20 protein-coding genes are annotated in these 25,314 nt (G+C 66.4%); 12 read left to right on the top strand and 8 right to left on the bottom strand.

Annotated features, from left to right (window positions below; all coding sequences use genetic code 11):
• Nucleotides 1-73 precede the first annotated feature (73 nt).
• Complete coding sequence (locus NFR41_RS05625) at nt 74-874, bottom strand: MerR family transcriptional regulator (protein ID WP_251231045.1); 801 nt, start codon at nt 872-874, stop codon at nt 74-76.
• Nucleotides 875-1,111: 237 nt separating this feature from the next.
• On the opposite strand from NFR41_RS05625, the gene NFR41_RS05620 reads away from it, so the two are divergent.
• The 5 genes from NFR41_RS05620 (at nt 1,112) to NFR41_RS05600 (ending at nt 8,031) form a co-directional block, all read left to right on the top strand.
• The gene (locus NFR41_RS05620) at nt 1,112-1,693 is read left to right on the top strand and encodes a MarR family winged helix-turn-helix transcriptional regulator (protein ID WP_251231044.1); all 582 of its coding nucleotides are present in this window, start codon (nt 1,112-1,114) and stop codon (nt 1,691-1,693) included.
• Nucleotides 1,690-4,017 carry an ABC transporter ATP-binding protein gene (locus tag NFR41_RS05615; protein ID WP_251231043.1) on the top strand — a complete coding sequence of 776 codons (2,328 nt, stop codon included), beginning with the start codon at nt 1,690-1,692 and terminating at the stop codon, nt 4,015-4,017. Before NFR41_RS05620 ends, NFR41_RS05615 begins: the two co-directional genes overlap by 4 nt.
• Nucleotides 4,014-5,897, top strand: coding sequence for an ABC transporter ATP-binding protein (locus NFR41_RS05610; protein ID WP_251231042.1), 1,884 nt, complete (start codon nt 4,014-4,016; stop codon nt 5,895-5,897). The genes NFR41_RS05615 and NFR41_RS05610 overlap by 4 nt, the downstream gene beginning before the upstream one ends.
• Before the next feature lie 332 nt (nt 5,898-6,229).
• The gene (locus NFR41_RS05605; RefSeq protein ID WP_251231041.1) at nt 6,230-7,423 is read left to right on the top strand and encodes an aminotransferase-like domain-containing protein; all 1,194 of its coding nucleotides are present in this window, start codon (nt 6,230-6,232) and stop codon (nt 7,421-7,423) included.
• Nucleotides 7,424-7,425: 2 nt separating this feature from the next.
• Entirely contained in the window at nt 7,426-8,031 is a 606-nt protein-coding gene (locus tag NFR41_RS05600) for a carbonic anhydrase (protein ID WP_251231040.1), read from the top strand.
• Here NFR41_RS05600 and NFR41_RS05595 read toward each other — a convergent pair.
• Both NFR41_RS05595 and NFR41_RS05590 read right to left on the bottom strand, forming a co-directional pair.
• Nucleotides 8,028-9,263 carry an ornithine cyclodeaminase, nickel-pincer nucleotide-dependent gene (locus NFR41_RS05595; protein WP_251231039.1) on the bottom strand — a complete coding sequence of 412 codons (1,236 nt, stop codon included), beginning with the start codon at nt 9,261-9,263 and terminating at the stop codon, nt 8,028-8,030. The two genes, NFR41_RS05600 and NFR41_RS05595, sit on opposite strands and share 4 nt — an antisense overlap.
• 99 nt (nt 9,264-9,362) lie before the next feature.
• Nucleotides 9,363-10,193 (bottom strand): putative ABC transporter permease, encoded by an 831-nt coding sequence (locus NFR41_RS05590; RefSeq protein WP_160305489.1) that lies wholly within the window; start codon nt 10,191-10,193, stop codon nt 9,363-9,365.
• A 517-nt stretch (nt 10,194-10,710) separates the two neighbouring features.
• Here NFR41_RS05590 and NFR41_RS05585 point away from each other — a divergent pair.
• The 5 genes from NFR41_RS05585 to NFR41_RS05565 all read left to right on the top strand — a co-directional run bounded on the left by NFR41_RS05585 (nt 10,711) and on the right by NFR41_RS05565 (nt 17,060).
• Nucleotides 10,711-12,633, top strand: coding sequence for an oleate hydratase (locus tag NFR41_RS05585; protein ID WP_251231038.1), 1,923 nt, complete (start codon nt 10,711-10,713; stop codon nt 12,631-12,633).
• Nucleotides 12,634-12,818: 185 nt separating this feature from the next.
• Nucleotides 12,819-13,619 carry an SDR family NAD(P)-dependent oxidoreductase gene (locus NFR41_RS05580; protein ID WP_251231037.1) on the top strand — a complete coding sequence of 267 codons (801 nt, stop codon included), beginning with the start codon at nt 12,819-12,821 and terminating at the stop codon, nt 13,617-13,619.
• 129 nt (nt 13,620-13,748) lie between these two features.
• Nucleotides 13,749-14,603: a deoxyribonuclease IV gene (locus NFR41_RS05575; RefSeq protein ID WP_251231036.1), complete on the top strand. Its 855-nt coding sequence runs from the start codon at nt 13,749-13,751 to the stop codon at nt 14,601-14,603.
• 273 nt (nt 14,604-14,876) lie between these two features.
• Nucleotides 14,877-15,935 (top strand): FAD:protein FMN transferase, encoded by a 1,059-nt coding sequence (locus tag NFR41_RS05570; protein ID WP_251231035.1) that lies wholly within the window; start codon nt 14,877-14,879, stop codon nt 15,933-15,935.
• A gap of 180 nt (nt 15,936-16,115) precedes the next feature.
• Nucleotides 16,116-17,060 (top strand): MarR family transcriptional regulator, encoded by a 945-nt coding sequence (locus NFR41_RS05565; protein WP_251231034.1) that lies wholly within the window; start codon nt 16,116-16,118, stop codon nt 17,058-17,060.
• Between the two features lie 92 nt (nt 17,061-17,152).
• Here NFR41_RS05565 and NFR41_RS05560 read toward each other — a convergent pair whose 3' ends face one another.
• From NFR41_RS05560 to NFR41_RS05545, 4 genes are read right to left on the bottom strand one after another with little or no spacing between them, the layout of a single operon-like run.
• Nucleotides 17,153-17,920: a hypothetical protein gene (locus NFR41_RS05560; protein ID WP_251231033.1), complete on the bottom strand. Its 768-nt coding sequence runs from the start codon at nt 17,918-17,920 to the stop codon at nt 17,153-17,155.
• The gene (locus NFR41_RS05555; RefSeq protein WP_251231032.1) at nt 17,917-19,761 is read right to left on the bottom strand and encodes an FAD-binding protein; all 1,845 of its coding nucleotides are present in this window, start codon (nt 19,759-19,761) and stop codon (nt 17,917-17,919) included. Before NFR41_RS05555 ends, NFR41_RS05560 begins: the two co-directional genes overlap by 4 nt.
• Entirely contained in the window at nt 19,754-20,260 is a 507-nt protein-coding gene (locus tag NFR41_RS05550; RefSeq protein ID WP_251231031.1) for an FMN-binding protein, read from the bottom strand. Before NFR41_RS05550 ends, NFR41_RS05555 begins: the two co-directional genes overlap by 8 nt.
• 9 nt (nt 20,261-20,269) lie before the next feature.
• Nucleotides 20,270-20,863 (bottom strand): cytochrome c3 family protein, encoded by a 594-nt coding sequence (locus tag NFR41_RS05545; RefSeq protein WP_251231030.1) that lies wholly within the window; start codon nt 20,861-20,863, stop codon nt 20,270-20,272.
• Nucleotides 20,864-21,285: 422 nt separating this feature from the next.
• Between NFR41_RS05545 and NFR41_RS05540 the strand changes: the two genes are divergently transcribed.
• Together NFR41_RS05540 and NFR41_RS05535 are read left to right on the top strand one after the other, a co-directional pair.
• A complete protein-coding gene (locus tag NFR41_RS05540; protein WP_251231029.1) occupies nt 21,286-22,425 on the top strand; it encodes a DUF5692 family protein in 1,140 nt (379 codons plus the stop codon).
• A gap of 253 nt (nt 22,426-22,678) precedes the next feature.
• The gene (locus tag NFR41_RS05535) at nt 22,679-23,749 is read left to right on the top strand and encodes a helix-turn-helix transcriptional regulator (protein ID WP_251231028.1); all 1,071 of its coding nucleotides are present in this window, start codon (nt 22,679-22,681) and stop codon (nt 23,747-23,749) included.
• On the opposite strand, the gene NFR41_RS05530 is transcribed toward NFR41_RS05535, so the two are convergent.
• Nucleotides 23,746-25,299, bottom strand: coding sequence for a putative ABC transporter permease (locus tag NFR41_RS05530; protein ID WP_251231027.1), 1,554 nt, complete (start codon nt 25,297-25,299; stop codon nt 23,746-23,748). The genes NFR41_RS05535 and NFR41_RS05530 overlap by 4 nt on opposite strands.
• Nucleotides 25,300-25,314 lie beyond the last annotated feature (15 nt).

Here is a 25,314-nt window from a genome sequence, read left to right as displayed (position 1 = left end):
CCTTCCCTTCGATTTCGCGGGAAGTCAGTAAAAACTATGACGCAGCGTCGGGGTCAAGCACGCTGTGAACGAATCATGGAGCCGTCAAGAGCAGTGCGGCTATAGCCTCCTCGATGCGCCCCGTGACATCCCGCTGGGCGGCGTTGAGGCCCTCGTTCGCCGCCTCGTCGAGAAGCCTGTCGCGCTCGGTCTGCTCCCCGGACCAGTTGGCTGCGTCGAAGCGCTCCAGCAAGGGGCGCAGCACGGACAGGGCATCCTCCACGACGGCGTCCCGCTCCTCCTTCGAGGCATCGGGTGCCAGCGCCATGCAGCGGCGGTCGACCTCGGCAAGCCGGCTTGCCACCGACTCGTCCTCCAAGGCGTCGACGACGCGCTCCAGCTCGCTCATCTCGGAATCGGTGTAGAGGTGCCCTGCCAGCAGCAGAGCCATCCGCTCGTCCCCCGACGCCAGGGAAACGCTCTCGAACCGCTGCAGGCGCTGCAGCAACCGGCCGAAGCGAACGGGAACGTCGGGTGACAGCCCCTCGCTCTTCAGCTGCGCTACGATCTTCCGCTGCCGCTCAAGGGCCTTTATCTGCAGCTCGAGCTCGCGATCGAGCTCGTCGAGGGCCGATTGCGCCGTACTCCCCCGCAATGCGCAACCCACCTGCGACGACTCGCCATCGATATCCTCGAGCAGGCTTCCCACCTGCGACAGCGAAAAGCCCAGGGAGGCGAGGCGCTTTATCCTCAGAAGCCTGGCCAGATCTGCCGGCGAGTAGTCCCGGTAGCCGTTGGCAGAGCGCTCGGGCTCCGGCATCAGGCCAAGGCTGTGGTAATGACGAAGCGTACGCACGGATACGCCGGCCAACTTCGCCATCTCCTTGCTGCGCATGGGCACCCCTTTCCCGAACTCGCCGGCTTTCGAAGCCAAAATGATACTACAGCTCCGTCCTCGCGCGAACGAGCCGCCGGCCCGGCTCACGCTCCGTCGCGCCGCTTCGGGGCGAGACCTCCCGCGGCCCCGGCTTCCCTACAGGTTCGTGAAGGTTCGAAAACAGGGGTTGCATGACTGGTATCTAAGCGATACTATCTAGCGCCGAAAATAGTATCGAGTAGAAAGCAAGCCGCTATGGGCAAACAGGCCGACCCGTCCGAAACCGTCGATTACGAAGAGCTCGCCCGCGAGGTCATGGGGCTCGTGCCCCTGCTGCACCGCCATCCGGGCCCCGGCGGGCACCGACCGCCCCTGGCGCATCCCCCGCACGTCATCCCCCGCCCGGACGATGCGCAGGACGCATCCTCCTTTCCGCCCCCGCCCCATCCAAAGCTGCCCGGCGACCTCATGGACGCTACGCGCGGCGTGCCCATCGTGCTCGGGCTGCTCGCGCGCCAAGGCGGGCAATCCAGCCCGGGGGCGCTCGCCGCGTGCTCGGGCCTGAGCAAGGGGCGCATCTCGAACATCGTGACCGCGCTGGAGACGAAGGGCTACGTGGAGAAGCGCGCCTCGGACAGCGATGCCCGGGGCGTGGTGGTCAGTCTCACCGAGAAGGGGCGCTCGGTAACGGACGCCCATGAGCAGGCCGTGCTTCGGCGCACCGCATGGATGCTCGAGCGGCTGGGCCCCGAAGACGCCCGGGACGGCGTGCGGGTGCTCAAGCATCTCGCCGAGCTTGCCCGGGACCAGCACCTACCGCAGAAGGAGGGCCGATGAAGCTCCTGCGCTTCTTCAAGGGGCATACCCTCGCCGTGCTTGCCTGCGCCGTGTTGCTGGCGGTGCAGGCCACGCTGGAGCTGTCCCTGCCCACCTACATGAGCGACATCGTCGACGTGGGCCTGCAGCAGGGAGGTATAGCGAGCCCCGTTCCGGAAACCATCCGCGAAAGCGAGCTCTCCAACCTGCAGATGTTCATGACCGCCGACGACGCGCAGGCGGTGGACGCCGCCTACGGCCCTGCGAACGGCGACGGCGTCCGTGCCTACACGGGCACCGAGGCCCAGGCGGCGCCGGATACCGGCGCCATCGCGCGCATAATGACGCTTCCCGAATGCGTGTCCCTTTCCCTGGAGGAGGGCGTCGACCCCTCCCGGCTCGGCGGGACCGACCTGGGAGGCACGCTTTCCTCCGCCAACCTCCAGAAGGCGGCGGCAGCGCCCGAGACCGCGAAAGCCCTCGCGGCCTTCCAGCAAACCCTAGAGACCAGCGATGGCAAGCTCACCTTGGACGGCGTGCGAGAGCTCTACGACGCCGGCATCGTCGGACGCGACGAGCTGGTGCGGGCGGCGGGCGCCCTGAGCGACGCCATGGGCGGCGTGTCGGCCTCCATGCTCTCCCAACGCGCCGTCGCCTTCGTCCAGCGGGAGTACGAGGCCCAGGGCATCGATCTTCAGGACGTGCAGTTCGCCTACCTGGGACGCATCGCGCTTATCATGTTCGGGCTGTGCCTGGGCACGCTCGTCACCACCGTGGCCGTGGGCTTCGTGGCCTCCCGAACCGCCGCCTCCATCGCCCGCGACACCCGAAAGACGCTGTTCGGGCGCGTAATGGGCTTCTCCCCCGCCGAGATCGGGCAGTTCAGCCAGGCGTCGCTGATCACGCGCACCACCAACGACATCCAGCAGATACAGATGGTGGCCGTCATGCTGCTGCGCATGATTATGCTCGCCCCCATCATGGGCATCGTCGCCTTCATCCAGGTGACGGCTACCCGCTCGGGCATGGAGTGGATTGTCGGCGTGGGCCTTCTGGTCATCCTAGCGGTGCTAGGGGTGCTCTTCGGCGTCACCATGCCGAAGTTCAAGCGCATGCAGTCGCTGGTGGACCGCTTGAACCTGGTCTCCCGCGACATGCTCGAAGGCCTCATGCCCATCCGCGCCTTCGGCCGCGAGGATTCCGAGCTCGCCCGCTTCGACGACGCGTCGCGCACCCTCATGGGCACGCAGCTGTTCGTCAACCGCGCCATGGCCTTCATGATGCCCGTCATCATGTTCGTCATGAACGTCTTGGCCCTGCTCATCGTATGGGTAGGCTCCCACGGTGTCGACATGGGCACCCTGCAGGTGGGCACCATGATGGCCTTCATCACCTACGCCATGCAGATCGTCATGAGCTTCATGATACTGGGCATGGTGGCCGTGATGCTGCCCCGCGCCCAGGTGGCCGCCGAGCGCGTGGGCGCCGTCATCGACTGCTCGCAGTCCATCACCAGCCCGACCCATCCCGTGCGGCCCTCCGACGACGGGCCGCGGGGCGTGGTCGAGTTTCGCGACGTGACCTTCCGCTACCCGGACGCCGAACGGCCCGTCATCAGCCATGTGAGCTTCAAAACGGCCCCGGGCAAGACCCTTGGCATCATCGGCTCCACCGGCTCGGGAAAATCCACCCTGGTCAAGCTCATCCCGCGCCTGTACGACGCCGCGGAGGGAACCGTGCTCATAGACGGCGTGGACGTGCGCTCCATGAACGTGGGCGACGTGCGGCGACGCATCGGCTACGTGCCCCAGCAAGGATTCCTGTTCTCGGGCACCATAGAGTCGAACATCAAGTTCGCTGACGAGTCCATGGACGACGCCCGGATGGAGCAGGCGGCCGCCACCGCCCAAGCCTCCGAGTTCGTGGAGCGACTGCCCCAGGGCTACCGGACGCCGGTCTCCCAGGCAGGCACCACGGTGTCGGGCGGCCAGCGCCAGCGGCTCTCCATCGCCCGCGCCCTTGCGGCCGAGCCGGAGTTCCTCGTGTTCGACGACGCGTTCTCCGCCCTCGACTACGCTACCGACGCCAAGCTGCGGGAAGCGCTCAGGGACGCATCGGGCGAGGCGGCGGTGGTGATGGTGGCCCAGCGCGTGGCCACCATCATGCACTCCGACGAGATCTTGGTGATGGAGAACGGGACGGTGGTCGGCCAGGGCACCCACCGAGAGCTGCTCGGCTCCTGCGCCATCTACCGCGAGATCGCGCTCTCCCAGCTTTCCGCCGCCGAACTGGGCATAGACGGCGCGAAGGATGAAGCAGCACCGGAAGGAGGTGATTGCCGATGAGCCGCACCGACAGCGCAGCGAACGCCGGCGGCGGGCAGTCGAGGCCCCGCGGCCCCATGGGAGGTCACGGTCCCATGGGCAGGCGCGGACCGGCGGGCAGACCTGTCGAGAAGCCCAAGGACCTCAAAGGCTCCCTGGCCCGGCTGGCAGGCTACCTCAAGCCCCATGCGGTCGGCCTGGCAACGGCCATCATGCTGGCCGTCGCCTCGGTGGCCTTCTCCGTGGTGGGCCCCGATATCCTGGGCAAGGTCATCACCAAGGTGTTCGAGGGCCTGGTGGCGAAGGTGAACGGCAGCGGCGGCATCGACTTCGACGGCATCGCCCGCATCATGCTCGTCCTTCTGGGGCTGTACCTGGCAAGCGCGGGCGCCCAGCTGGCGCAAGGGTTCATCATGACCGGGATCACGCAGAGGATCTGCCTGCGGATGCGCGACCAGATCGCCCGGAAGATCTCCCGCGTGCCGCTCTCCTACTTCGACGACCACGCCAAAGGGGACGTGCTCTCGCGCATCACCAACGACGTGGACACCCTCTCCCAGTCCCTCAACCAAAGCGTCACCCAGCTCATCACCTCCGTTACCCAGATTATCGGCGTCACCGTGATGATGTTTTCCATCTCCTGGCAGCTCGCCCTGGTCACGCTGCTGACGGTGCCGGCATCGCTGCTGGTGGTGGGCGTGATCGTGCGCTTCTCGCAGAAGTGGTTCGTCCGCCAGCAGAAGCAGCTGGGCGTGGTCAACGGCATCGTGGAGGAGGACTTCTCCGGCCACGACGTCATCCAGCTCTTCGACAAGGCCGACGAAGCGGTGGCGCGCTTCCAGGAAGAGAACGAGCGCCTTTACGAGAGCGCTTGGAAAAGCCAGTTCCTCTCGGGCATGATGATGCCGCTCATGAAGCTGGTGTCGAACATGGGCTACGTGGGCGTGGTGGTGGTAGGCGCCATGCTGGCGGTGTCGGGCCGCGTGACCATCGGCGACATCTCGGCGTTCATGCAGTACGTGCAGAACTTCACACAGCCCATCACCCAGCTGGCCAACGTCTCCAACACGCTGCAGGCCATGGCCGCCGCCGCAGAGCGCGTCTTCGAGTTCCTGGAGGCGCCGGAGGAGGGCGAGCCTGCGCACCCCCAGCTGCCGGGCGCGCGCACGGGCCGGGTGAGCTTCAGCCACGTGCGCTTTGGCTACCAGCCCGACGCGCCGGTCATCAAGGATTTCACCTGCGAGGTGGATCCGGGCTCCACCGTGGCCATCGTCGGGCCCACCGGCTCGGGCAAGACCACGCTCATGAAGCTGCTGCTTCGCTTCTACGACGTACAGCAGGGCAGCATCAGCGTGGAGGGGATCGATGTGCGCGACTGGGACCGCGCCGAGCTGCGGCAAGACTTCGCCATGGTGCTGCAGGATTCATGGCTGTTCGAGGGGACCATCCGCGAGAACATCCGCTACGGGCGCCTGGACGCCACCGACGGGGAGGTGGAGCAGGCCGCCCGCATCGCCCGCTGCGCCGAGTTCGTGGAGATGCTGCCCGGCGGCTACGACTTCCGCGTCAACGAGGAGGCCACCAACGTAAGCCAAGGCCAGCGCCAGCTGCTCACCATAGCCCGCGCCGTGCTGGCCGACCGGCCCGTGCTCATCTTGGACGAGGCCACCTCCAACGTGGACACGCGCACCGAGGTGCTCATCCAGGACGCCATGGACACCCTCATGGCCCAGCGCACGAGCTTCGTCATCGCCCACCGGCTCTCGACCATCAGGAAGGCCGACGTCATCCTGGTGCTGCGCGACGGCGACATCGTGGAGAAGGGCACCCACGAGCAGCTGCTGGCCCAAGACGGCTTCTACGCGCAGCTGTACAACTCCCAGTTCGAAGGCTGCGAGTAACGCTTGCCCGACGAACACGACAGTTTCGGGCCGGATTGAACGGTTTTGGCACCATCAACTCGGCGAAAACGGCTGTTTCGGGCCGGATTGAACGGTTTTGGTACTGTTAGCCGCAGACAACAGTACCAAAACCGTGCGATTCGGACGCAAACTGATGCGCCACCTCGCCCCTCATTGCCCGAAGCGCAACGAGCGCCCACGTCAAGAAATCCTGCAAATCCTTCGGAGCCGCGCCCCTTGGGCGTTCGTTGACGGATAATGGAACGCCGACCATTCGCCTCATGGCAGGCACCACGGCACGACATCGCGCACGACAGGAGAAGGGATTTCCCATGAACGACATCGACGAGCTGCTCTCCGACGGCATCAAGGCCACTCCCCCCTCCTTCGTCCGCAGCATCCTGAAGGCCGCCTCCGACCCGGAAGTCACCTCCTTCGCCGGAGGGCTTCCCAACCCCATCTCGTTCCCCCAGCAAAAGCTTCTGGAATCCATGGAGCGGGTCGTTGCCGAGCAGGGAGCCAAGGCCTTCCAGTACTCCGCCACCGCCGGCATCGACGAGCTGCGCCAGTGGGTGGCCGACCGTTACAACCACCGTTTCGGCACCGACTACGTAGCCGACGACGTGCTCATCACCACCGGGTCGCAGCAGATCTTGGATTTGCTGGGCAAGGTGCTGCTGGACAAGGGCGACGGCGTCATCGTGGAGAAGCCCACCTATCTTGCGGCCATCCAGGCCTTCGCCTTGAACCAGCCGGTGTTCTACGAAGTGGAGCTCACCGACGAGGGACTCGACATCGACGAGCTGAACGCCGCCCTCGACGCCGGGGCGAAGATGATCTACCTCATCCCCAACTTCCAGAACCCCACCGGCCTTACCTACACCGCCGAAGGGCGTCGCCAGGTGCGCGAGGCGCTGCGCGGGCGCAACATCGTGGTGGTGGAGGACGACCCCTACGGCGAGCTGCGCTTCGAGGGCGAGTCGCTTCCCTACATCGGCGGCACGAACCTGCCCCACGGCGTGGTCATGGGATCGTTCTCGAAGACGGTCACCCCGGGTTTCCGCATGGGTTACCTGCTCACCAAGGACCACGAGCTTCTGCGCAACGTCTCCATCGCCAAGGAGGCCGCCGACCTGCACACCAACGTGTTCTCCCAGTACGTGGTCTACGACTACCTCACCCACAACAGCCTGGACGAGCACCTGGTGAAGATCCGCGACCTGTACGGCGCCCAGGCCCGCGCCATGGTGGAGGCCATGGCCGAGTACTTCCCCGCCGACGTCTCCTACACCGTTCCCGAAGGCGGCATGTTCCTGTGGGTGACGCTGCCCGGATCCGTGGACACCATGGAGCTGTTCGACAAGGCGCTCGCGCGCAACGTGGCCTTCGTGCCGGGAGCGCCCTTCTACGCCGAGCCCGGCGCGCGCTCTACCATGCGCCTGAACTTCACCAACGCCGACGAGGACACCATCCGCGACGGCATCCGGCGTCTGGCCGAGTGCATCCGCGAGGAGCTGGGGGCCTAGCCATGGCCATGGACTACACCGCCGATGACTTCGACGGCGACGCCCACGTATCGCCCGATGCGGCCCTTCGGCGCCTGCGCGAGGGCAACCGCATCTACGTGGAGGCCCTCGACCACGAGCGCGACCTGTCGCCTGAGCGCATCCGGGATCTGTTCGAGAACGGCCAGCGGCCCTTCGCCACGGTGATCGCCTGCTCGGACTCGCGCGTGGTGCCCGAGCATATCTTCATGACCGGCCTGGGCGAGCTCTTCGTCGTGCGGGTAGCGGGCAACGTGGTGGGGCCCGTTGAGGCCGCCAGCGCCATCTACGCCTGCGAGCACCTGCACACCTCGCTTTTGCTGGTGCTGGGGCATACGCACTGCGGCGCCATCAAGGCGGCCTTGGACGGCGAGGCGGGCGACGTCGCCTCGGTCACGGGCCGCATCGCGGAGGCCATCGGGGCTGCGAGCGACCCCTACGAGGCCAGCGTGCTGAACACGCGGGCAGCCATAGCCGAACTGCGAGCATACCCTGCCCTCGCCCAGCTTGAGGACGTTGGCGCCCTGCGCATGGCCGGCGCCATCTACCATACCCACTGCGGCGTGGTGGACTTCCTCCAGATGCCCTAGCAGCCCAGCTCGTCGGCGAGCGATTTCAGGAACAACCCCACGTCGGTTATGATGCCGACGGTCTGGAAGCTGCCGCGGTCGGCCAGCTTCGTGACCACGGCCGGGTTGATGTCGACGCAGATGGTGGTGACCGAGGCCGGCAGCATGTTGCCCGTGGCGATGGAGTGCAGCATGGTGGACATCATCAGGCACGCCCCGGCCTTCTGGCACCACGGGCGCATTGCCTCCTGGGCGCGCACGGTGTCGGTGATGACGTCGGGCAGCGGGCCGTCGTCGCGGATGGAGCCCGCCAGCACGAAGGGGGTGCCCGTCTCCACGAGCGCGTGCATGAGCCCTTCGGTCAGCACGCCCTGCTCCACGGCGCCGGCGATGGAGCCGCAGGCGCGGATGCGGTTGATGGCCCGCAGGTGGTGCTCGTGTCCCGAGGGAACCGAAAGCCCCGTGGCCAGGTCGATGCCCAGGGACGTGCCGAAAAGCGCCGACTCGATGTCGTGGGTGGCGACGGCGTTGCCCCCGAAGAGCACGGTCACGTAGCCGCCGCGCACAAGGCGGATGAGGTCGCCGGCGGCTCCGGTGTGCACGATGGCCGGCCCCACCACGGCCACCACGTCGCGCCCTTGGTCGCGCACCTCGCGCAGAAGCGAGGCGACCTGGCGGATGATCTGGGACTTCGGCTTCTCGCTTGAAGCCGTGGAGTTCATGAACTCGAAGGCCTCCTTCTGGCGCGGGCGCTCCTGGAACGTCACGCGGATGCCGTCCTGGCCCACCACCACCGCATCCCCTGCGCGCACCTCGGCCACGGGCACGCCTGCGACCGACGCGCCGTCGGGGGCAACGACCAGCCCCAGGTCCATCTCCTCGTTGGGCACGTCGCGCCACTGGCCGCCCAGGCGCACCTGGGTAGGCAGGTTGGTGGTGGCGTAGAAGCCCTCGGGGAACACGCCGTCGGCAGGGGCCGGCTGCGTCGTCGCGTCGCACGAATGCACCGGCGCCACGCCCAGGCCGTGCAGCATCCCCAGCATGGAGGCCAGATGCGCATGATCGCGCCCGAAGACGCGCATGACCATGGTGGAGGGGTTCTCGTTGCCGCGGCCTATGTCCAGCGAGAGCACCTCGTACTCGCCGTCCAGCTCCACGATGCCGCCCATGATGCGCGACAGGATGTCCGAATCGATGAGGTGCCCATGGGCCCGTATGTCCTCGTAGACCTTGCGATTGTCCTGGTTGCCCATGGCGCCCTCCCGTTCGCGACCTGTCGAAGCCTTCCCTGCGCTTCGCTCGGTGGAACTATAGCACACGGCCGCGCAGGCCGCTGGGGACGCGAGGCGCCCTTATACCGCGTACAGACACCCCGCCAGCAGGAAAAGCGTCGCCACCACCGTGGCGCAGATGCGCTTGACATGCTCGGGCAAACGCAGGTAGGCCATGTGCAGCACCGGGAACGCCACCCAGGCCATGAGCGAGGACACCGCGCCGAAGGCCAGAGAGTTCTGCAGGCAGATCTGCCCCATGAAGTTGAAGGGCATGGACGTGTAGTCCCACAGCGGGTACACCCCGCTCGGGTCCGGCTGGTTCTGCAGCAGGCCCAGCCCAAGCTCAAGCCCCGAGCACACGAGCGTGTTCAGCGCGAAGCTCAGCAGCAGGGCGAGCCCGAAGCCGCCCACGGTTCGCCGAATCTTGGCCAGGGCTGGGAACAGCACCAGCGCGCAAGCCACCATCCCCACCCCGTAGATGGGAAACGGGTTCAGCAAGTTGCGCCACACCGCCGAGGCCGGGTCGTAGGTCCCCAGCAGGACGCCCCACTTCACCAGCAGGCAAAACCCCACTTCCATCCAGTGCCCCACGATGCTGAACAGGCAGAAGTACATCAGAAGCGACCGACGGAAGTCCCTGGTGGCCATACCGCCCGCCGCCAGCACGGCCACGAGCCCTTCCTGAAGGCGAGACAGCTGCCAGACGACGTAGGCACCCCGGCGAAGCGCTCGCTGCGCAAACAGGTGCGCGGCCAAGGCAACGGGAACCGCCGCCGCGGCAAGGTCGGCGCCACCTTCCCGCGCGCCGTCCGAAGGCATGCACAGCGCACGGCCGCCGGGACAAGCGAGCGACACCGCGGCGCATCGTAGCGCCGAAGCACCGCCGTCCGTTCCCACCCGTTCCCGCATCGTCTTCCTCCTGGCCCGAAGCACCAACCCGTCTCCCAACCGGCAGGCCAAGCGCTCGCCCAAGAGGGGCCGCCTTGGCTAAACCATCGGGAGCTTCGTCATCATTATGGGCTTATCCGCTGTTCAGCCCTCTGTTTGTCATCGCACTTCCCCTTGAAGCCCCGAAGGCTTAACGAACCGCAAGCTTTTCTCCATGCACCTTAAGAACCTTAAGGTGCCCCGCGAAAGGTCAGCAGAAACGCCAGTCGCTAAGAGGCAGGGAGGTGCCAGGTCTGCACCATGCACCTCCCCTCGCACGCCCCTGGCATCCCCGCCCCCCGACACGCGCTCCCGGCACCCATCCTCCGCCTGCTCTATGCGCGACGCCGACGCACGTGGCGCGTTTCATCTCGTCATCGCTTCGTCAATGACTTCGTACCCCCTGTGGAACCCTGCAGCCGGCTGGCCTAGCATCTTTTCCGGGGTAGGCCGGACGATTCGGAGCCCCCTCGTGCAGGAAAGACGGAAAGGAAGCGCTATGTACTATTCCAGCGGAAACTACGAGGCTTTCGCCCGTCCGGTGAAGCCGGAGGGCGTGGAGGACAAGCACGCCTACATCATAGGGTCGGGCCTGGCGGGGCTCACCGCCGCCTGCTACCTGGTGCGCGACGGCCAGATGCCGGGCGAGCACATCCATATCCTGGAGCGCGACCCGCGAGCCGGCGGCGCCTGCGACGGCTGGGACTACGCCAACCTGGGCTACACGATGCGCGGCGGCCGCGAGATGGACAACCACTTCGAGGTGATGTGGGACCTCTTCCGCGACATCCCCTCCATCGAGGATGAGAACCTAAGCGTGCTGGACTACTACTATCGGCTGAACAAGCAAGACCCCAACTACTCCCTGTGCCGCGCCACGGAAGACCGCGGGCAGGACGCCCATACCGACGGCACCTTCGGGCTGTCGGACGCCGGCTGCAAGGAGATACTCACCCTGTTCTACACCCCCGAGGAGGAGCTGCAGGACAAGAAGATCACCGAGTACTTCTCCGACGAGGTGCTGATGAGCAACTTCTGGCTGTACTGGCGCACCATGTTCGCCTTCGAGAACTGGCACAGCGCCCTTGAGATGAAGCGCTACATCAACCGCTTCGTGCACCATATCGGCGGCCTGCCCGACTTCTCGGCCCTGCGCTTCACCCGCTACAACCAGTACGAGTCCATGATATTGCCCATGCAGCGCTACCTGGAAGCGCACGGGGTCGACTTCCAGTTCGACACCCACGTGATCGACGTCTTCTTCTCGTGCAGCGAAGCGGCCGACAACGACCGCAAGCTTGCCACCCAGATCGTGTTCCGCCGCGAGGACGGCCAGGCATCCCGCGACCGGGCCACCGGCGTGCCCGCCGCAGCCGACGCGCCCTCACAAGCGAGCGCGCCCAGCCAGACCATAGACCTCACCGAGAACGACTTGGTGTTCATCACGCCGGGCAGCTGCGTTGCCCATTCAACCTTCGGCGACCAGGACACGCCTGCCGCCTTCGCACCCGAGCTCACCGACGGCGACGGCTGGGACCTGTGGAAGCGCATCGCCGCGCAAAGCCCCGCCTTCGGCCATCCCGAGAAGTTCTGCAGCACCCCCGAACTGAGCAACTGGGAAAGCGCCACCATCACCACGCTAGACGACAAGATCCTGCCCTACATCGAGCGCATCTGCCACCGCGACCCGCTCTCGGGCAAGGTGGTCACCGGCGGCATCGTGTCGGTGAAGGACTCCAGCTGGCTTCTGTCCTGGACCATCAACCGCCAGCCGCAGTTCCGCGACCAGAAGCCGGGCACCGTGTGCGTATGGGTGTACAGCCTGTTCACCGACAGGCCCGGCGACTACGTGAGAAAGCCCATGCGCGAGTGCACCGGCCGCGAGATCTGCGAGGAATGGCTCTACCACCTGGGCGTGCCCGAGGAGCAGATCGGCGAGCTGGCCGAGACGAGCGCCAGCACCGTGCCCTGCATGATGCCCTACATCACCGCCTTCTTCATGCCGCGCGCCGCAGGCGACCGCCCCGACGTGGTGCCGCAGGGGGCTGTGAACTTCGCCTTCATCGGCCAGTTCGCCGAAACGCCCCGCGACACCATCTTCACCACCGAGTACTCCATGCGCACGGGCATGGAGGCCGTCTACACGCTGCTTGACATCGACCGCGGCGTGCCCGAGGTATGGAACAGCTACTTCGACCTGCGCTCGCTGCTCAACGCCACGGTGCTGCTGCGCGACGGGAAGCCCGCCACCAGCATGAACATGAGCCTTATCGAGAAGCTGCTGATGAGCCAGGGGCTGAAGGCCATCGAGCACACCGACATCTACGGGCTGCTGAAGGCCTTCGGCGTGGTGGAGACCACCCCCGACAACGCCGACGTGCCCGAACCCGCCACCGGCGCCGTCTGGCCCGGCATCCACTAGGGGCGACCGTAATCGAGCGCGGAGGGCACCCGCAAGTGCGGATGAGCCTTGCGGGCGCCCCGCCCCCTCGCACGGGCCGATCCCCCGCGCTGCGCATTCGGCCGCTGGGAGGGCGCCTCGGCCTGCGGGCGCCCACCAGCGCTACACTGAGACAGTCCGAACGAAAACCGACCGAAGGAGCATCCATGGGCTTTCTGACAGGCAAGACTGCCATCATTACCGGGGCCGGCGCGGCCAAACTCAAGGACGGATCGCCCGGGGCCATCGGCTACGGCATCGCCATCGCCTACGCCAAGGAGGGCGCAAACCTTGTCATCACCGGCCGCAACGTCGCCAAGCTGCAGGGGGCCAAGGAGGAGCTCGAGACCGCCTACGGCATCAAGGTGCTCACCGTCCAGGCCGACGTGAACGCCGGCGCCGACAACAAGACCGTGGTGCAGAACGTGGTCGACCAGGCCATGGCGGAGTTCGGCCGCATCGACGTGCTGGTGAACAACGCCCAGGCCTCTGCGTCCGGCGTGACCCTGGCCGACCACAGCACCGACCAGTTCGACCTGGCCGTCTACTCCGGGCTCTACGCCACCTTCTACTACATGCAGGCCTGCTACCCGCACCTGAAAAAGACCAAGGGCTCCGTCATCAACTTCGCCAGCGGCGCCGGCCTCTTCGGCAACTACGGCCAGTGCGCCTACGCCGCCGCCAAGGAGGGCATCCGCGGCCTGTCCCGCGTGGCGGCCACCGAGTGGGGCCCCGACGGCATCAACGTGAACGTCGTCTGCCCTCTGGCCTGGACCAAGGCCCTGGAAGACTTCCAGGAGACCTACCCCGACGCTTTCAAGGCCAACGTGCACATGCCACCTATGGGCCATTACGGCGACGTGGAGAAGGAGATCGGGCGCGTGGTGGTGCAGCTGGCCAACCCCGACTTCAAGTTCATGAGCGGCGAGACCCTCACCTTGGAAGGCGGCATGGGCCAGCGCCCGTAAGCCCGCGGCAACAGGCGGGCGCTTGGGGGATAACCGAACGGTGACAGCGAACCTGCGGCGCTTCTCTTCGCCTGGGGGCTGACCTACTGTAGACGGGTCGGTCCCCGCGATTTCGAAGGAGCGTTGCCCATGCTTGCCATCGGATGCCATCTGTCCACAAGGGAAGGCTACCTGTTCATGGCCCGCGAGGCCGTCTCTATTGGGGCCAACACCTTCCAGTACTTCACCCGCAACCCCCGGGGTGGCGCCGTGCGCGCCATCGACCCGAAGGACATCGAGGCCTACAAAGCCTATGCCTCCCAGCACGGCATAGGTCGCATCTGCGGCTACGCCCCCTACGATGTCGAGCCCGCGAGCGCCGCCGCGAAACGGCGCGACTTCACCCTCATGGTGCTGGCCGAGGACCTGGCGCGCCTGGAGGACATACCCGGGCAGTACTACCTGGTGCGTCCCGGCAGCGCCCCCGAATGCAGCGCTGACGAGGCCGTAGCCAACGTGAGCGACGCGCTGAACAAAACCCTTGCGGCCACGCAGACAACCACCGTGCTGCTTGACACCATGGCCGGCGAGGGACACCAGGTAGGCTGGCGCTTCGAGCAGCTGGCCGCGATGATCGACGGCGTGAAGCTGAAGGATAAGCTGGGCGTATGCCTGGACGCAAGCGCCGTTTGGGCCGCCGGCTACGATATCGTCGGCAACCTGCAGGGGGTGCTCGACGACTTCGACCGCACCGTGGGCCTCGGGCGCTTGCTGGCCGTGCACCTGAACGACTCGAAGGAGGCGCTGGGCAGCCGAGTGGACCGGCACGCCCCCATCGGCGAAGGGTCGATCGGCTTCGACGCCCTGGCCGCCCTCGCTGCGGACCCGCGTCTAGCCCATGCCGCCTTCTACCTGGAGGAGCCCCGCTCGACCTTGGTTACCTACGAGCGCGACATCGCCCGCTTCCGGAAGGCCTACGACCAGGCGCGGGCCGGCGCGCGCTAGGGCTTGCAAGGTTCGGCTCGCGCTTGCGCGTCACGCGCGCCCGCAAACCCGCAGCCGAACCATCGCAGCCCGCACAATCGGCACCTTGCGTACGATTTTCTTCCCAAGGTGCCGATTGTGCGGGCTGCGGCGGCACGTGCCCATGAGTCCTTGCGCAGCCGCTGCGTTGCACGAGCCGCCGATTCGGCGATGCTCGGACGCGGAGATGGGCAGTTCTTGGGCGCGAGACGCCGCGCTGCGCGCCGGGACGGCCCTTGGCGTATACTTGGCGCCATGAACTCAGCAGCCAATAGAAACTCCGGCGAGCCGAAAGGCGTCGCCTTCGCAGGGAACCGCCCGCTCGACCCCATCCCCGACGAGAGCTTCGCCCAGTTCCGCGAGGCCGCCGACGGCAAGCCGGCGAGCGTTCGCTTCCTGGCGTTCAACACCGTGGTGGACGTGGAGGCCTACGGCGAACCCGAAGCCTGCAAAGCCGCTTTCCTCGAAGCGATTCGCCTCTGCCGATCCTACGAGCGCCTGTTCAGCCGCACGCTTCCCCATTCCGACATCTCGCGCATCAACGGCGCCGCCGGGCAGCCCGTGGCCGTCGACCCGCTCACCTACGACCTGGTGTCCAAGGCCCTGCGCTACTGCGAGCAGAGCGAGGGCGCCTTCGACATCACCGTGGGGCCGCTCGTGCGCCTGTGGGACTTCCACGCGGGCAAGGTGGCCGACACGGCGGCCCTAGCCGAAGCGGCCAGGCATGTGAACTGGCGAAACGTTGAGCTGTGGCAGGAACCCGCCGCAGAGCAGGGCGAGAAGGCGGACGGCGGGACGTGCCTTGTGCGCATGGCGGACCCGCAGGCCATGCTCGACGTGGGAGGCATCGCGAAGGGCTGGATCGCCGACGCCCTGGTGGAGTCGTTGGAGCCCTACGGCTTCGGCGGGCTCATCGTGAACCTGGGCGGCAACGTGGCGGTGCACGGCAGCAAGCCCTCCGGCGAGCCGTGGCGGGTGGGCGTGCGCGACCCGCGCAACCCCGAGCAGCTCATCGGCGCCGTGCCCCTTGCCAACGGCTCGGCGGTGACGAGCGGCATCTACGAGCGCACCTTCACCGGCAGCGACGGCCGAACCTACCACCACATCCTGAACCCCCGCACGGGCATGCCCGCCGACACCGACGTGGCCGGCGTCACCCTGCTGGCCGAGCGCTCCATCGACGCCGAGGGGTTCTCCACCACGCTGCTGGCCCTGGGCACGGAGCGCGGCATCGCCCTCGTGCGCCGCCATCCCGAAATCGACCAGGCGTTCTTCGTCGACCGCGACGGGCTCATTACCCCGGCCTGGTCCTGACGAGGCGGCAGCTTGACCTGAAAACCATGGGTTGTCGGCGCTTTCTCGGGCTTTCGCGGCAAACCAGGCGTATACTGCTTCTTACAGCAATGAACTATCATTCAGCCGATGCGCATCGGGTGCGAGCAAAGCGATCCGCCGCCCCGTGCTCGGCCTGAAGCGCAGATGAACGAGGCACCCATGGCATCCGTCCCCCCGAACCAGGCACCGTCGAAAGACCGGTTCAACCTTGACTCCACCTATTTCATCGCCTTCGAGATGGCCCACGAAGCCCTGGTGAAGGGGCTTACCGAGGCGAGCGAGCTCAACGTCACCCAGTACCGCATGCTCACGAAGCTGCTGCAGGCGGGCCGTCCCGTAGGCCAAGGCAAGCTCGGCGAGGTTCTGGGGCTCAAGCCCAACGTGGTCACCCAGGCAGCCGACGCCCTGCAGGCCCAAGGCTACATCCTGCGCCAAGTGGGCGAAGGCGACGGACGCACGCGCATGCTGTCGGTCACGGACGCCGGCGAAGCGCACGTGGCCTCCGTGAACGAGTCCATCGTGCGCAGCCTCTACGCAGGATTTCCCACCGAGAACCCCGCCTACCGCACCATCCTGGAAGCATCCATTTCGGCGGCGGCCCAGATAGAGCCGCCCCTGAACGCAGCCGCAGCGAAGCGCTTCCCCGCCACGCGCTCGCTCGTGGCCATCGAGCTGGTGCGGTCCGAGACCGAGCGCACGCTCAAGCAGGCCACCGGGGCGTCGTTCAACGAATGCCGCATCGTCCAGCGCCTGGGCGAGACCGACCGCCCCGAGCGCATAGGGGCACTGGCCGAATCGCTGCACCTCTCGCCGGTGAACGCCGCCAGGGCGGTGGACAGGCTCGCCGCCAAAGGCTGGGTAAGACGCCTGCGCTCGCCCAAGGACAAGAAAGCGGTGTACGTGGGTCTTACCGAGGAGGGCGTATACGAGAGCTTCCTCATCAGCGCCACCATCAACGAGCTAGCCGCCACGAAGCTGTGGGCCAACCTCACGCCCGAGCAGCGCGACGCCATCGAGCAGGTGGGCCATGTAGTGGTGGCCGACCTGGAGGCGCAGCGCCAGGCCCGGGAGCAGGAGACCTTCGACCTGCTGCAGGAAGCGTAGGCGGCCCCAACGCTTGCGCGCACGCGAAGAGGCGCTCCGAAACCGCAACGGCTTCGGAGCGCCTCGCTTCCACGGGGTGTCCGCGCGAAACCCTACGCAGAGGCGACCTTCGCACGGTTGGAAGCGCCTTCGGCCCCCACGGCATCGCGGGCCCTGGTGGCAAGGGCGCGGGCGCAAAAAAGCATGGCCAGGTTCGCCACCACGTCGGTCACAGCCCAACCGCCAAGCGCAGCCACGTCAACGGTGACGCCGTTCAGCGCGGAGAACGTTCCCAGCGTGAGTACCATCACCACGGCACCGCAGCCGGCGCAGGCGACGAGCAGGCGCCTACCCAAACCGCCCCGGGCGCGAGAGCGCTCGATGCAGGCGCACAGCACCATGGACGCAGCACCCAGAAGGGTCCCTAGAAACGCCGCGAAGACCACGGCCCCCAGCACGATGACCGCCGTCCCCGGCAGCTTGGAGCTCATGGACCCCACCTGCACCGGCGAGAGGATGCCCAGCGCCAGGATCACCAGGCACGCCAGCGCCGCAAGCGCTGTGGCCCAGCCCCACAGGAAGGCCGTCGAAGCCTTGGCAGGCGCGTCGCCGCGGGCGTAGAGCGCCCCGTAGAGCACAGGCCCCGCCGTGGAAACCACCAGCGCCAGCCCTGCCGCAAACAGGAAGGCCACGAAAGCCGAGCCGGTGAGGATGGAGCAGACGACGTCCAAGATGGCCACGCCGGAGGCGGAGATGTAGTCGAAGGCCAGCACGCCCGTGGCGGCCGCCACCCCCAGGCCGATGCGTCCGAGCAGGGCCACCACCAGCGCCAAGCCGAACAGGTACCCGAAGGGCCGCGCAATCTTTTCTATGCCGTTCATGCCACGCCTCCCATCTCGTTATCGACCGCGCTCGTTCCGCAGAGGTAGCCTCCGCAGAACGCCAGGCCCACGTCGCCCATGAGCGAGCCCAGGATGGGGTCGCCGATGTAGCTGTTCTCGCCGCACGCGCCGCCGGCCGTGTGCCACCCGGCGTACAGGCCCGGGATGACGCGCCCGTTCACGCCCACCACCTGCATCTGGTCGTTGATGAGCAGGCCGGCCTTGGTGCCGTAGAGGTTGCCTCCTATGCGGCAGCCGTAGAAGGGCGGCGTGGTGATGGCGTGCAGCCACTCCGGCGGCATGGGGTACAGAAAGTCGTCCTCGCCGCGCTCGCAGACCTCGTTCCACTTCGCCACGGCCTCGGTGAGCACGCCTTTGGCAAGGCCCAGGTCGGCCTCGAGCTCCTCCAGGGTGTCGCGGCGCTTCAGCACGTCGGCGTCTATGGCGTCCTGCACGCCGTGGTGCCAATCGCGGTAATGGGGCGGCACCTTGTCGATCTGCTCCAGGTCGGGCGTGATGAGCTTGCGGCAGTGCTCCTGGGCGAACCCGGCCAGATGGTCCTCGTAGTTCGCGTCGAAGACGATGTAGGAGCGGTGCCCCGGAGGCGTCATCTGGATGGTGGCCAGATCCCCCAGCGCGTAGATGGCGTTAGCCCCGTCCTCGCCCACGCGCGAGTCCATGTAGCGCAGGCGGTTGCCGCAGCGGTCGATGGTCAGCCACGGCTGGCGCGAGAGCTGGGTCATGCCGTCGTAGAGGAAGCGCGCCCAGGTGCCGCCTTCGGCCTGCCAGTCGACGCCCCCGTCGAAGGAGGCCGAGCTGTTGAAGCCGGATACGTCCGCACCCACGCCCAGCCCCATGCGGAAGCACTCGCCGGTCTCGCTGGCGGTCAGGTAGCTCGACGCGCAGCCCATGGCCGCCGTGGGGATGTACTTGTCAAGCAGGGCCTTGTTGTTGCAGAAGCCGCCGGCCGTGAGAATGACCGCGTTCTTCGCGTGGATGTAGCGCTCGTCGGCGAAGTCCTCGTTGACCACCACGCCCACCACGCGCCCGCCGTCGTCCTGCACCAGGGCCACGGCCGGGCTTTGGAACTTGTAGTCCACGCCGTGGCGCTGCCCGTAGGCGAACATGGCGTCGGTGGCGTCCTTCATCTTCAGCACATGGTGGTCCAAGGTGGAGTTCTTCGGCGCCACGTACACCGGCACCTCGCCCAGGCGCCACTGCACGCCGCAGTCGGCCATCCAGTCCAGGGATTTTCCGCCCTCGCAGGCAATCTTGTAGATGAGCTTGGGGTCGGCCGCGTAGTGGTACTCGTCCATGGCCCAGTCCGTGAGGGCCTTCGGGTCGAAGGGGTAGCTGGGGAACGCGAACTGCTTGGCGTTCTGCCCCGAGTACCCGCCCAGGATACCGCACATGCCCGCTTCCTGGGCATTGCCGCCATGCAGGCCCAGGGCCTCCACGCAGATGACGTCCGCCCCTAGCTCGGCAGCGCGAGCCGCAGCGTTAAGGCCGCCCCCGCCGGCGCCCACCACGCAGATGTCGCACTCGTAGTCCCAGTTCGCCGGTACCTTGCGCGGAGGGATGGGCGTTGCGTCGTCGGCGGGGAACGCCTCGGCGTTGTGTTCGCGGTAGGTACCGTCGGAAGCGCTGGCGTTGGTGGCCTCGCTTGCGGGCACAGACACTTCGCCGCCGACGCTTGACCAGTCGCCCAGCCGCCCCTCGGCAGCCGTTGCCGTCGCAGGTCCCAGCACCGTGGCTGCGGCGGCGCCGGCTGCCGCCAGCACGCCGCCCGCCAGGAAGTCGCGGCGACTCAGGCCGCCGGTTCGCTCGGTTTTGCTACTCATGGCTCGCTCCCTCCTTCGCGGCGCTGCCCGACGCCGCTTCGGCCTGGGCCAAGGCGTCGTCCACCGCCTGGCGCACGCCCGCCGTAGTGATGGTGGCCCCCGCTATGGCGTCGAAGTCCGAGCCCTGGGCCGCCTCGATCATCTGCGCGTACTTTCCGTCGCGGATGGCCTCGAAGCCGCCGCGGCTCTGGCTCTCGCCCTCCTGAGCGGTCTCCAGGCACGTGATGCGCCCGTCGTCCACCAGCAGCGTCACGGTGATGAGCCCCTCCATGCCCCGGCCCGTGCCGGTGTACACGCCGTCGCGCAGGTTGCCCTCGGCTTTGGCCTGCGAATCGGCAACTACCTCGACGGCCCAGGGGTCATCGGCATGCAGCGCCAGCTGCTCAGCCGACGCCGCGTCCTTCGATCCGGATCCCTCGAAGGATGCGCCGCATCCGGTCAGGCCCAGGGCAGCCGCGGCGAGCACGCTCAGAGCCGCCGCCCGCTTTTCCTTCCTCATGGTCTCCCCCTATCTGGTTGCCGGCTCGCTGGAGCGTGGCTCGGCCCACCCCTGCGGCACCGCGAAATCGTGGCAGGTGTTGCAGTACATAACCGACTGGCCGTGGGCCGTATGGCAGCTGCTGCAATCCAGCGCGTAGCCCTGGTGCGAGTCGTGGGGGTTCGCGCCCGCCTGACCGCCCCAGTCCGCGGTGGCCGCCGCCACCTGCTCCATGTCGTGGCAACCGGCTGTGGCACACATGGCCGCGTCGGAGCGCACGCCCACGCGGGTCAGATGCCCCTCTTCGTCGGTGTCGAAGTCGCCGGCAAGCCACACCGCCGCCTCGTGGATCTGCTCATCGACCTTGGCCTCATGACACTGAAGGCAGCTGGTGCCTGCCGCTTGGTGGGCGTAGGCCATCTGGCCAGCATCGCCGTAGTAGCCCTCCACGTAGGCGTCCATGGGCTCGTGGCAGACCGCGTTGCAGAACGACGGCTGCTCATGCCACACCCAGAACCCCGCGCCCGCGGCCACAAGCACCACGGCCACCGCGGCCACCACCACTGGCCACCGGCGCCGCTGCCGCCTCTCGCTGGACGCCTTTCCGTTTCCCGTCTCGTCCATCTTCCCTCCTTGCTCGCTTCGGTTTCCGTCGTTCGCTTCGATGTTCGGCACGCCCGTTCGGCTATTCTTGCGCCCCTGTCATCGTTACGTTTCTTTTTCCATGTTTAGTTTTATTTACTTCAGTGAACTTTCTATTTGCGCATCGTATCAACGTTTATCCCGAATATCAAGGACTTTTTTCTATGAGTTTCGCTTTCATGCTTTGCTATCAATCTGTTGATTATTATGTATTGACTGTGAATTCAATTACCTGTATGGTTGCCGATGTTGATTGCAGAGGGCAATCAGGCGAGCCGGAGCGCTTGGGGCACCGACCAACAGCGCCGCGAAGAGCCTGCACCGATCGGATGCGGAGCCGGAAAGCGGACGGGGCAGTGGTCCAATCGTTGCGAGCTTGCAGCCGGTCAGTTAAAGGAGGAGTCATGTTATTCGACGTATACGGCCCGAACGCGCTGTACCAGTGGCTTGGCTTGGCCATGGTGCTCGTCGCGCTCATCCTGCTCAACGAGTTCGCCCGCCGCACCAAGGCCGGCGGCATGATCATGTTCTTCGGCGTGGCCGGCGTCATGACCGTATACTGCATCGCCATCGCCGTGGGCGCGGGCATGGGCGCCGAATGGGCGCTTACCAACCCCACCCACACCGACATGAACAGCTGGTTCCACTACGCCAAGGTCTACGCGGCCCTTGCCGGCTGCATCGGCTTCATGGCTCTCAAGTACTCCTGGGGCAAGATCGGCCGCTCCCACTGGTTCAAGGCCTTCCCCTTCGTCATCGTGGCCATCAACATCTTGATCGCCGTGGTCAGCGACTTCGAGAGCGCCTTCCGCGCCTTCGGAACCACCTGGGTCTCCTCCGAGGGCGTCACCCTCTACGGCGGCTGGCACAACGTGTTCAACGGCATCGCCGGCATCCTGAACATCCTGTGCATGACCGGCTGGTTCGGCATCTACATCTCCAAGAAGCGCCAGGACATGATCTGGGCCGATATGACCTGGGTGTTCATCATCGCCTACGACCTGTGGAACTTCTGCTACACCTACAACTGCCTGCCCACCCACTCCTGGTACTGCGGCATCGCGCTGCTGCTCGCCCCCACCATCGCCGGTCTTCTGTGGAACAAGGGCGGCTGGATCCAGAACCGCGCGTTCACCCTGGCCATGTGGTGCATGTTCTGCCAGATGGTCCCCATGTTCGCCAACGACTCCATCTTCGCTGCGAACTCCGTGAACAACCCCAACGTGAACCTGGCCGTGTCGCTGGTGGCCCTTGTGGCCAACATCGCCGCGCTGGCCTACATCGTCTACCGCAGCAAGAAGCTGGGCGTGAACCCCTACAAGCAGGAGGTGTTCGTTGGCACCAAGGACTTCAAGGAGGCCATGGCCCGTCGCGCCGACACCGCCTACCTGCTTGAGACCGAGCCCAAGAGCGCCACTCCCGCCGAGATCGCCGAGATGGTTGCTTACAACGCCATCCCCGTGGAAGGCACCGTGGGCTACGTGTACGTGGCCAAGGACGCCGAGGGCACCGTGGTGGAAGTTGAGACCAACAAGCGCGAATAGCGCGCGAAGACCGCTGAGCGATTTCGATCGATCCATCGGGAAGGGGCTTGAGGGCCCCTTCTTTTTTTGCGCATCGCCGCCCCGGTCACCTAGTCGGCAGATAGTCCGCTTGTTGCAGCTTGACCAGGGGATGCAACCGCCGGGTGCGCTAGAATCCCCTTTTTAGCACCTGCTGGTTGGTGGCGGGCAACCGCTGCCTTGCCTATGGTTTGTGACGACCGGTAAAAAGACGTTCGCAAGAAACGAGGAGACCATGGCCTTCAGAGAGAACCTGCTGCACCTTCGCGCCGCCCACAAGCTCACCCAGGAGCAGCTAGCCATGAGGCTAGGGGTGAGCCGCCAATCGGTGGCGAAATGGGAGTCGGGCACCACCTATCCGGAGATGGACAAGCTCATAGCGCTTTGCCAGCTGTTCGAGTGCACCTTGGACGACCTGGTGACCGGCGACATGACCGACCAGGCGCCGCGCACCGTCTTCGAAACGGCACAAGCCCCGGTGGACCTGTTCGGCTACGACGAGACCATGCGCTCCCTGGGCCGCAAGATCCCCACGGGCGTCGCCGCCATCTGCTCGGGCGTCAGCGCCGGCTGCCTTCTGTTCGCCCTCGGGGAGAACAGCCTCTACATCCCCGAGAACATCGCGTGCGCTCTGGGCTTTCTGCTCATCATACTCGGCGTCGCTGCCGGGCTTTCCTTCCTGGTTCCGGCCGGCCTCACCTATTCGGCCTTCTGCAGGGCACACCCCTACCTGGAGGACTTCTACACCGAGCAGGACAAGCAGGAGGCTAGAAGTGAGTTCACCTGGCAGCTGCTCGTGGGCATCATCGTTCTCGCCATGGGTATAGGTGCAGCCATCGCGCTCGATCCCTATCCCGCGGTCGAGATCTTCGCCCCTACCATCATCCTTGGAACCGTAGCCGTAGGGGTATGGTTCATCATCCACGGCTCCATGAGCCTGGGGCGTGTGAACATCCAGGGCTACAACGAGGCCACCGCCGAGGAGATCACCCCCTCCGAGCTAGCCCGCGCCGACCTCACCGACGAGCAGCGGGCCCGCGCCAGCGCGCTGCAGCGCAAGAGCCGCATCACAGGTTCGCTCTGCGGCGCCATCATGCTGCTGGCCACCGCCATCGCGCTGTGCCTGCTGTTCGTGCCCATGGCCCAAGCCGACTTCAAGAACGTCTCTGACCACGTGCTGCCCTACTTCTGGCTCCCCTGGCCTATCGGAGGGCTAATCTGCGGCATTGTCGGCCTGCTCACGAGCGTTCTCCTAGACGAGCATGCCCCGGTGCCGGAAGCTGGGTCATCGCAAATCCGATTCTAGCCGTTGCGCACGGCGCTGCCCGGGTCGATGGTCATGCTCTGGAAGCGGTCGGCCATGAAGGCATCGTCGAAGTGCTCGGCGTAGAACTGCTGGATGGGCGTCTGCACCGGGTCGTGGGACAGGCGCATATACCAGCAGTCCAGGGCCTGCAGAGACATCACCGCGTCCACCAGCATGAGCGCCGCGGCCACGGTGGTGATGCCGTAGCGCCAATTCCAGGGGATCAGGTTCACCACGTGCAGCACGAAGGGCAGCAGCAGCCTGATCCACACGAGCCCCAAAAGACCCCACATGGCCATGAACAGCCCGCAGGTGCGCCCTCCGATGGAAAGCCACATGCCCGTGTAGTTCCAGGCCACGGCGCCGAACGCATACTGCATGAACAGGCTGGTGAAGTACTCGAAGGCCCCGCCGATGACCGCCGCAACGAAGAAGATGACGATGGGGTTGCTCTTGTGGAAGCGGTTCAGGAGCACGGTCATCAGCACCGCGCCGCAGCCGTAGATGGGCGAGAACGGCCCGAACAGCAGCCCCGCGCGGTCCTGCCACTGCCCCGGCACCACCACGAAGTAGTGGAACAGCTCCTCCACCAGAAGCCCCACCATGGAGGCCACCACGAAGATCCAGAACAGGTTGAAGAAGTTCAGGGCGATATACCCCTTGCCGGTGAGGTCGCGCCCGAGCACGCCCTCCTCGCCCTCCTTGCGCTCCTCCAGCTGGCGCCGCTTGCGATATCGGCGCCGCTCTTCCAGAAGGGTCGGGTCCAAGTAGGACTGCAGCGCGATCACCACCACGAGCGCCATCAGGTAGAACACCAGGTGCAGATCGATGCCGCGCAGCATGATGGAGCACAGGGCGCCCAGCACGATGAGCACGTAGAGCCCGTAGGACAGAACCGCGGCCCAGCGCCTCTGGTTGCGGATAAGGCGCGCGCCGAACACGATGAAGGTGACCGCCAGCAAGAGCATCGCGGCAAGGTGCAGAAACGTCACCACGATGGTGGAAATGCCGTCCTGGCTCATGGCGCCGCTTCGCAGCATGGCGGCGCTGTCCCAGATGGCGCGCCCGATGAACGGCAGCAGGTACACGCAGCCGGCGATGAGCAGGCCTCCGAGCACCTTCAGCACCACGGGCAGCCGCTTCGCATCGGAGGGGCTCGTAAGCTCAGAGGCTATCTCGGCCGAAGTCTCGGCGAAGCGCTCCTTGCGACGCAAGGCGGCTTCCTTGGCGTCGGCCACGAGCTCGGCGGGGTCCGCTGCCACCTTGGCGGCATGCTCCAGGCCCTCCCCTGCTTCGCGGAGATGCTCCTGCGCGGCTTTCGCCAGATGGCTGGGATGGCGAACGTCCTCTACCGCCTGGCGGGCCCGGGCCGCGTCGCGGGCGACGTCGACTTTGAGCTCCCGCGCATCGTTGGCCAGCTGGTCATGCCATTCGCGCTCGGTCTCCTGAAGGTCCGCCCGCTCGAAGGCCTGCGCCTCGTGCAACATCTCACCGGCCTTCGCTGCCGCTTCCTCGGCAAGCTTTTCCGCCGAGCGCTTCCCGCCTTCCATAGCTGCTCCTCCACC

Origin of the sequence: Adlercreutzia aquisgranensis (assembly GCF_943193145.1) — a bacterium.
In the GTDB taxonomy this organism is placed as follows: Bacteria; Actinomycetota; Coriobacteriia; order Coriobacteriales; family Eggerthellaceae; genus Xiamenia; species Xiamenia aquisgranensis.
The sequence above is the reverse complement of the archived record's forward strand: the minus strand, read 5'-3'. Positions and strand labels throughout refer to the sequence as shown.

Coding starts and splice junctions, on each gene's coding strand:
- NFR41_RS05595 (WP_251231039.1), bottom strand. CDS start 9,263: ATGGGCAACCAGGACAATCGCAAGGTCTACGAGGACATACGGGCCCAT.
- NFR41_RS05550 (WP_251231031.1), bottom strand. CDS start 20,260: ATGAGGAAGGAAAAGCGGGCGGCGGCTCTGAGCGTGCTCGCCGCGGCT.
- NFR41_RS05605 (WP_251231041.1), top strand. CDS start 6,230: ATGAACGACATCGACGAGCTGCTCTCCGACGGCATCAAGGCCACTCCC.
- NFR41_RS05580 (WP_251231037.1), top strand. CDS start 12,819: ATGGGCTTTCTGACAGGCAAGACTGCCATCATTACCGGGGCCGGCGCG.
- NFR41_RS05570 (WP_251231035.1), top strand. CDS start 14,877: ATGAACTCAGCAGCCAATAGAAACTCCGGCGAGCCGAAAGGCGTCGCC.
- NFR41_RS05540 (WP_251231029.1), top strand. CDS start 21,286: ATGTTATTCGACGTATACGGCCCGAACGCGCTGTACCAGTGGCTTGGC.
- NFR41_RS05555 (WP_251231032.1), bottom strand. CDS start 19,761: ATGAGTAGCAAAACCGAGCGAACCGGCGGCCTGAGTCGCCGCGACTTC.
- NFR41_RS05590 (WP_160305489.1), bottom strand. CDS start 10,193: ATGCGGGAACGGGTGGGAACGGACGGCGGTGCTTCGGCGCTACGATGC.
- NFR41_RS05615 (WP_251231043.1), top strand. CDS start 1,690: ATGAAGCTCCTGCGCTTCTTCAAGGGGCATACCCTCGCCGTGCTTGCC.
- NFR41_RS05545 (WP_251231030.1), bottom strand. CDS start 20,863: ATGGACGAGACGGGAAACGGAAAGGCGTCCAGCGAGAGGCGGCAGCGG.
- NFR41_RS05560 (WP_251231033.1), bottom strand. CDS start 17,920: ATGAACGGCATAGAAAAGATTGCGCGGCCCTTCGGGTACCTGTTCGGC.
- NFR41_RS05530 (WP_251231027.1), bottom strand. CDS start 25,299: ATGGAAGGCGGGAAGCGCTCGGCGGAAAAGCTTGCCGAGGAAGCGGCA.
- NFR41_RS05565 (WP_251231034.1), top strand. CDS start 16,116: ATGGCATCCGTCCCCCCGAACCAGGCACCGTCGAAAGACCGGTTCAAC.
- NFR41_RS05610 (WP_251231042.1), top strand. CDS start 4,014: ATGAGCCGCACCGACAGCGCAGCGAACGCCGGCGGCGGGCAGTCGAGG.
- NFR41_RS05535 (WP_251231028.1), top strand. CDS start 22,679: ATGGCCTTCAGAGAGAACCTGCTGCACCTTCGCGCCGCCCACAAGCTC.
- NFR41_RS05625 (WP_251231045.1), bottom strand. CDS start 874: ATGCGCAGCAAGGAGATGGCGAAGTTGGCCGGCGTATCCGTGCGTACG.
- NFR41_RS05575 (WP_251231036.1), top strand. CDS start 13,749: ATGCTTGCCATCGGATGCCATCTGTCCACAAGGGAAGGCTACCTGTTC.
- NFR41_RS05620 (WP_251231044.1), top strand. CDS start 1,112: ATGGGCAAACAGGCCGACCCGTCCGAAACCGTCGATTACGAAGAGCTC.
- NFR41_RS05585 (WP_251231038.1), top strand. CDS start 10,711: ATGTACTATTCCAGCGGAAACTACGAGGCTTTCGCCCGTCCGGTGAAG.
- NFR41_RS05600 (WP_251231040.1), top strand. CDS start 7,426: ATGGCCATGGACTACACCGCCGATGACTTCGACGGCGACGCCCACGTA.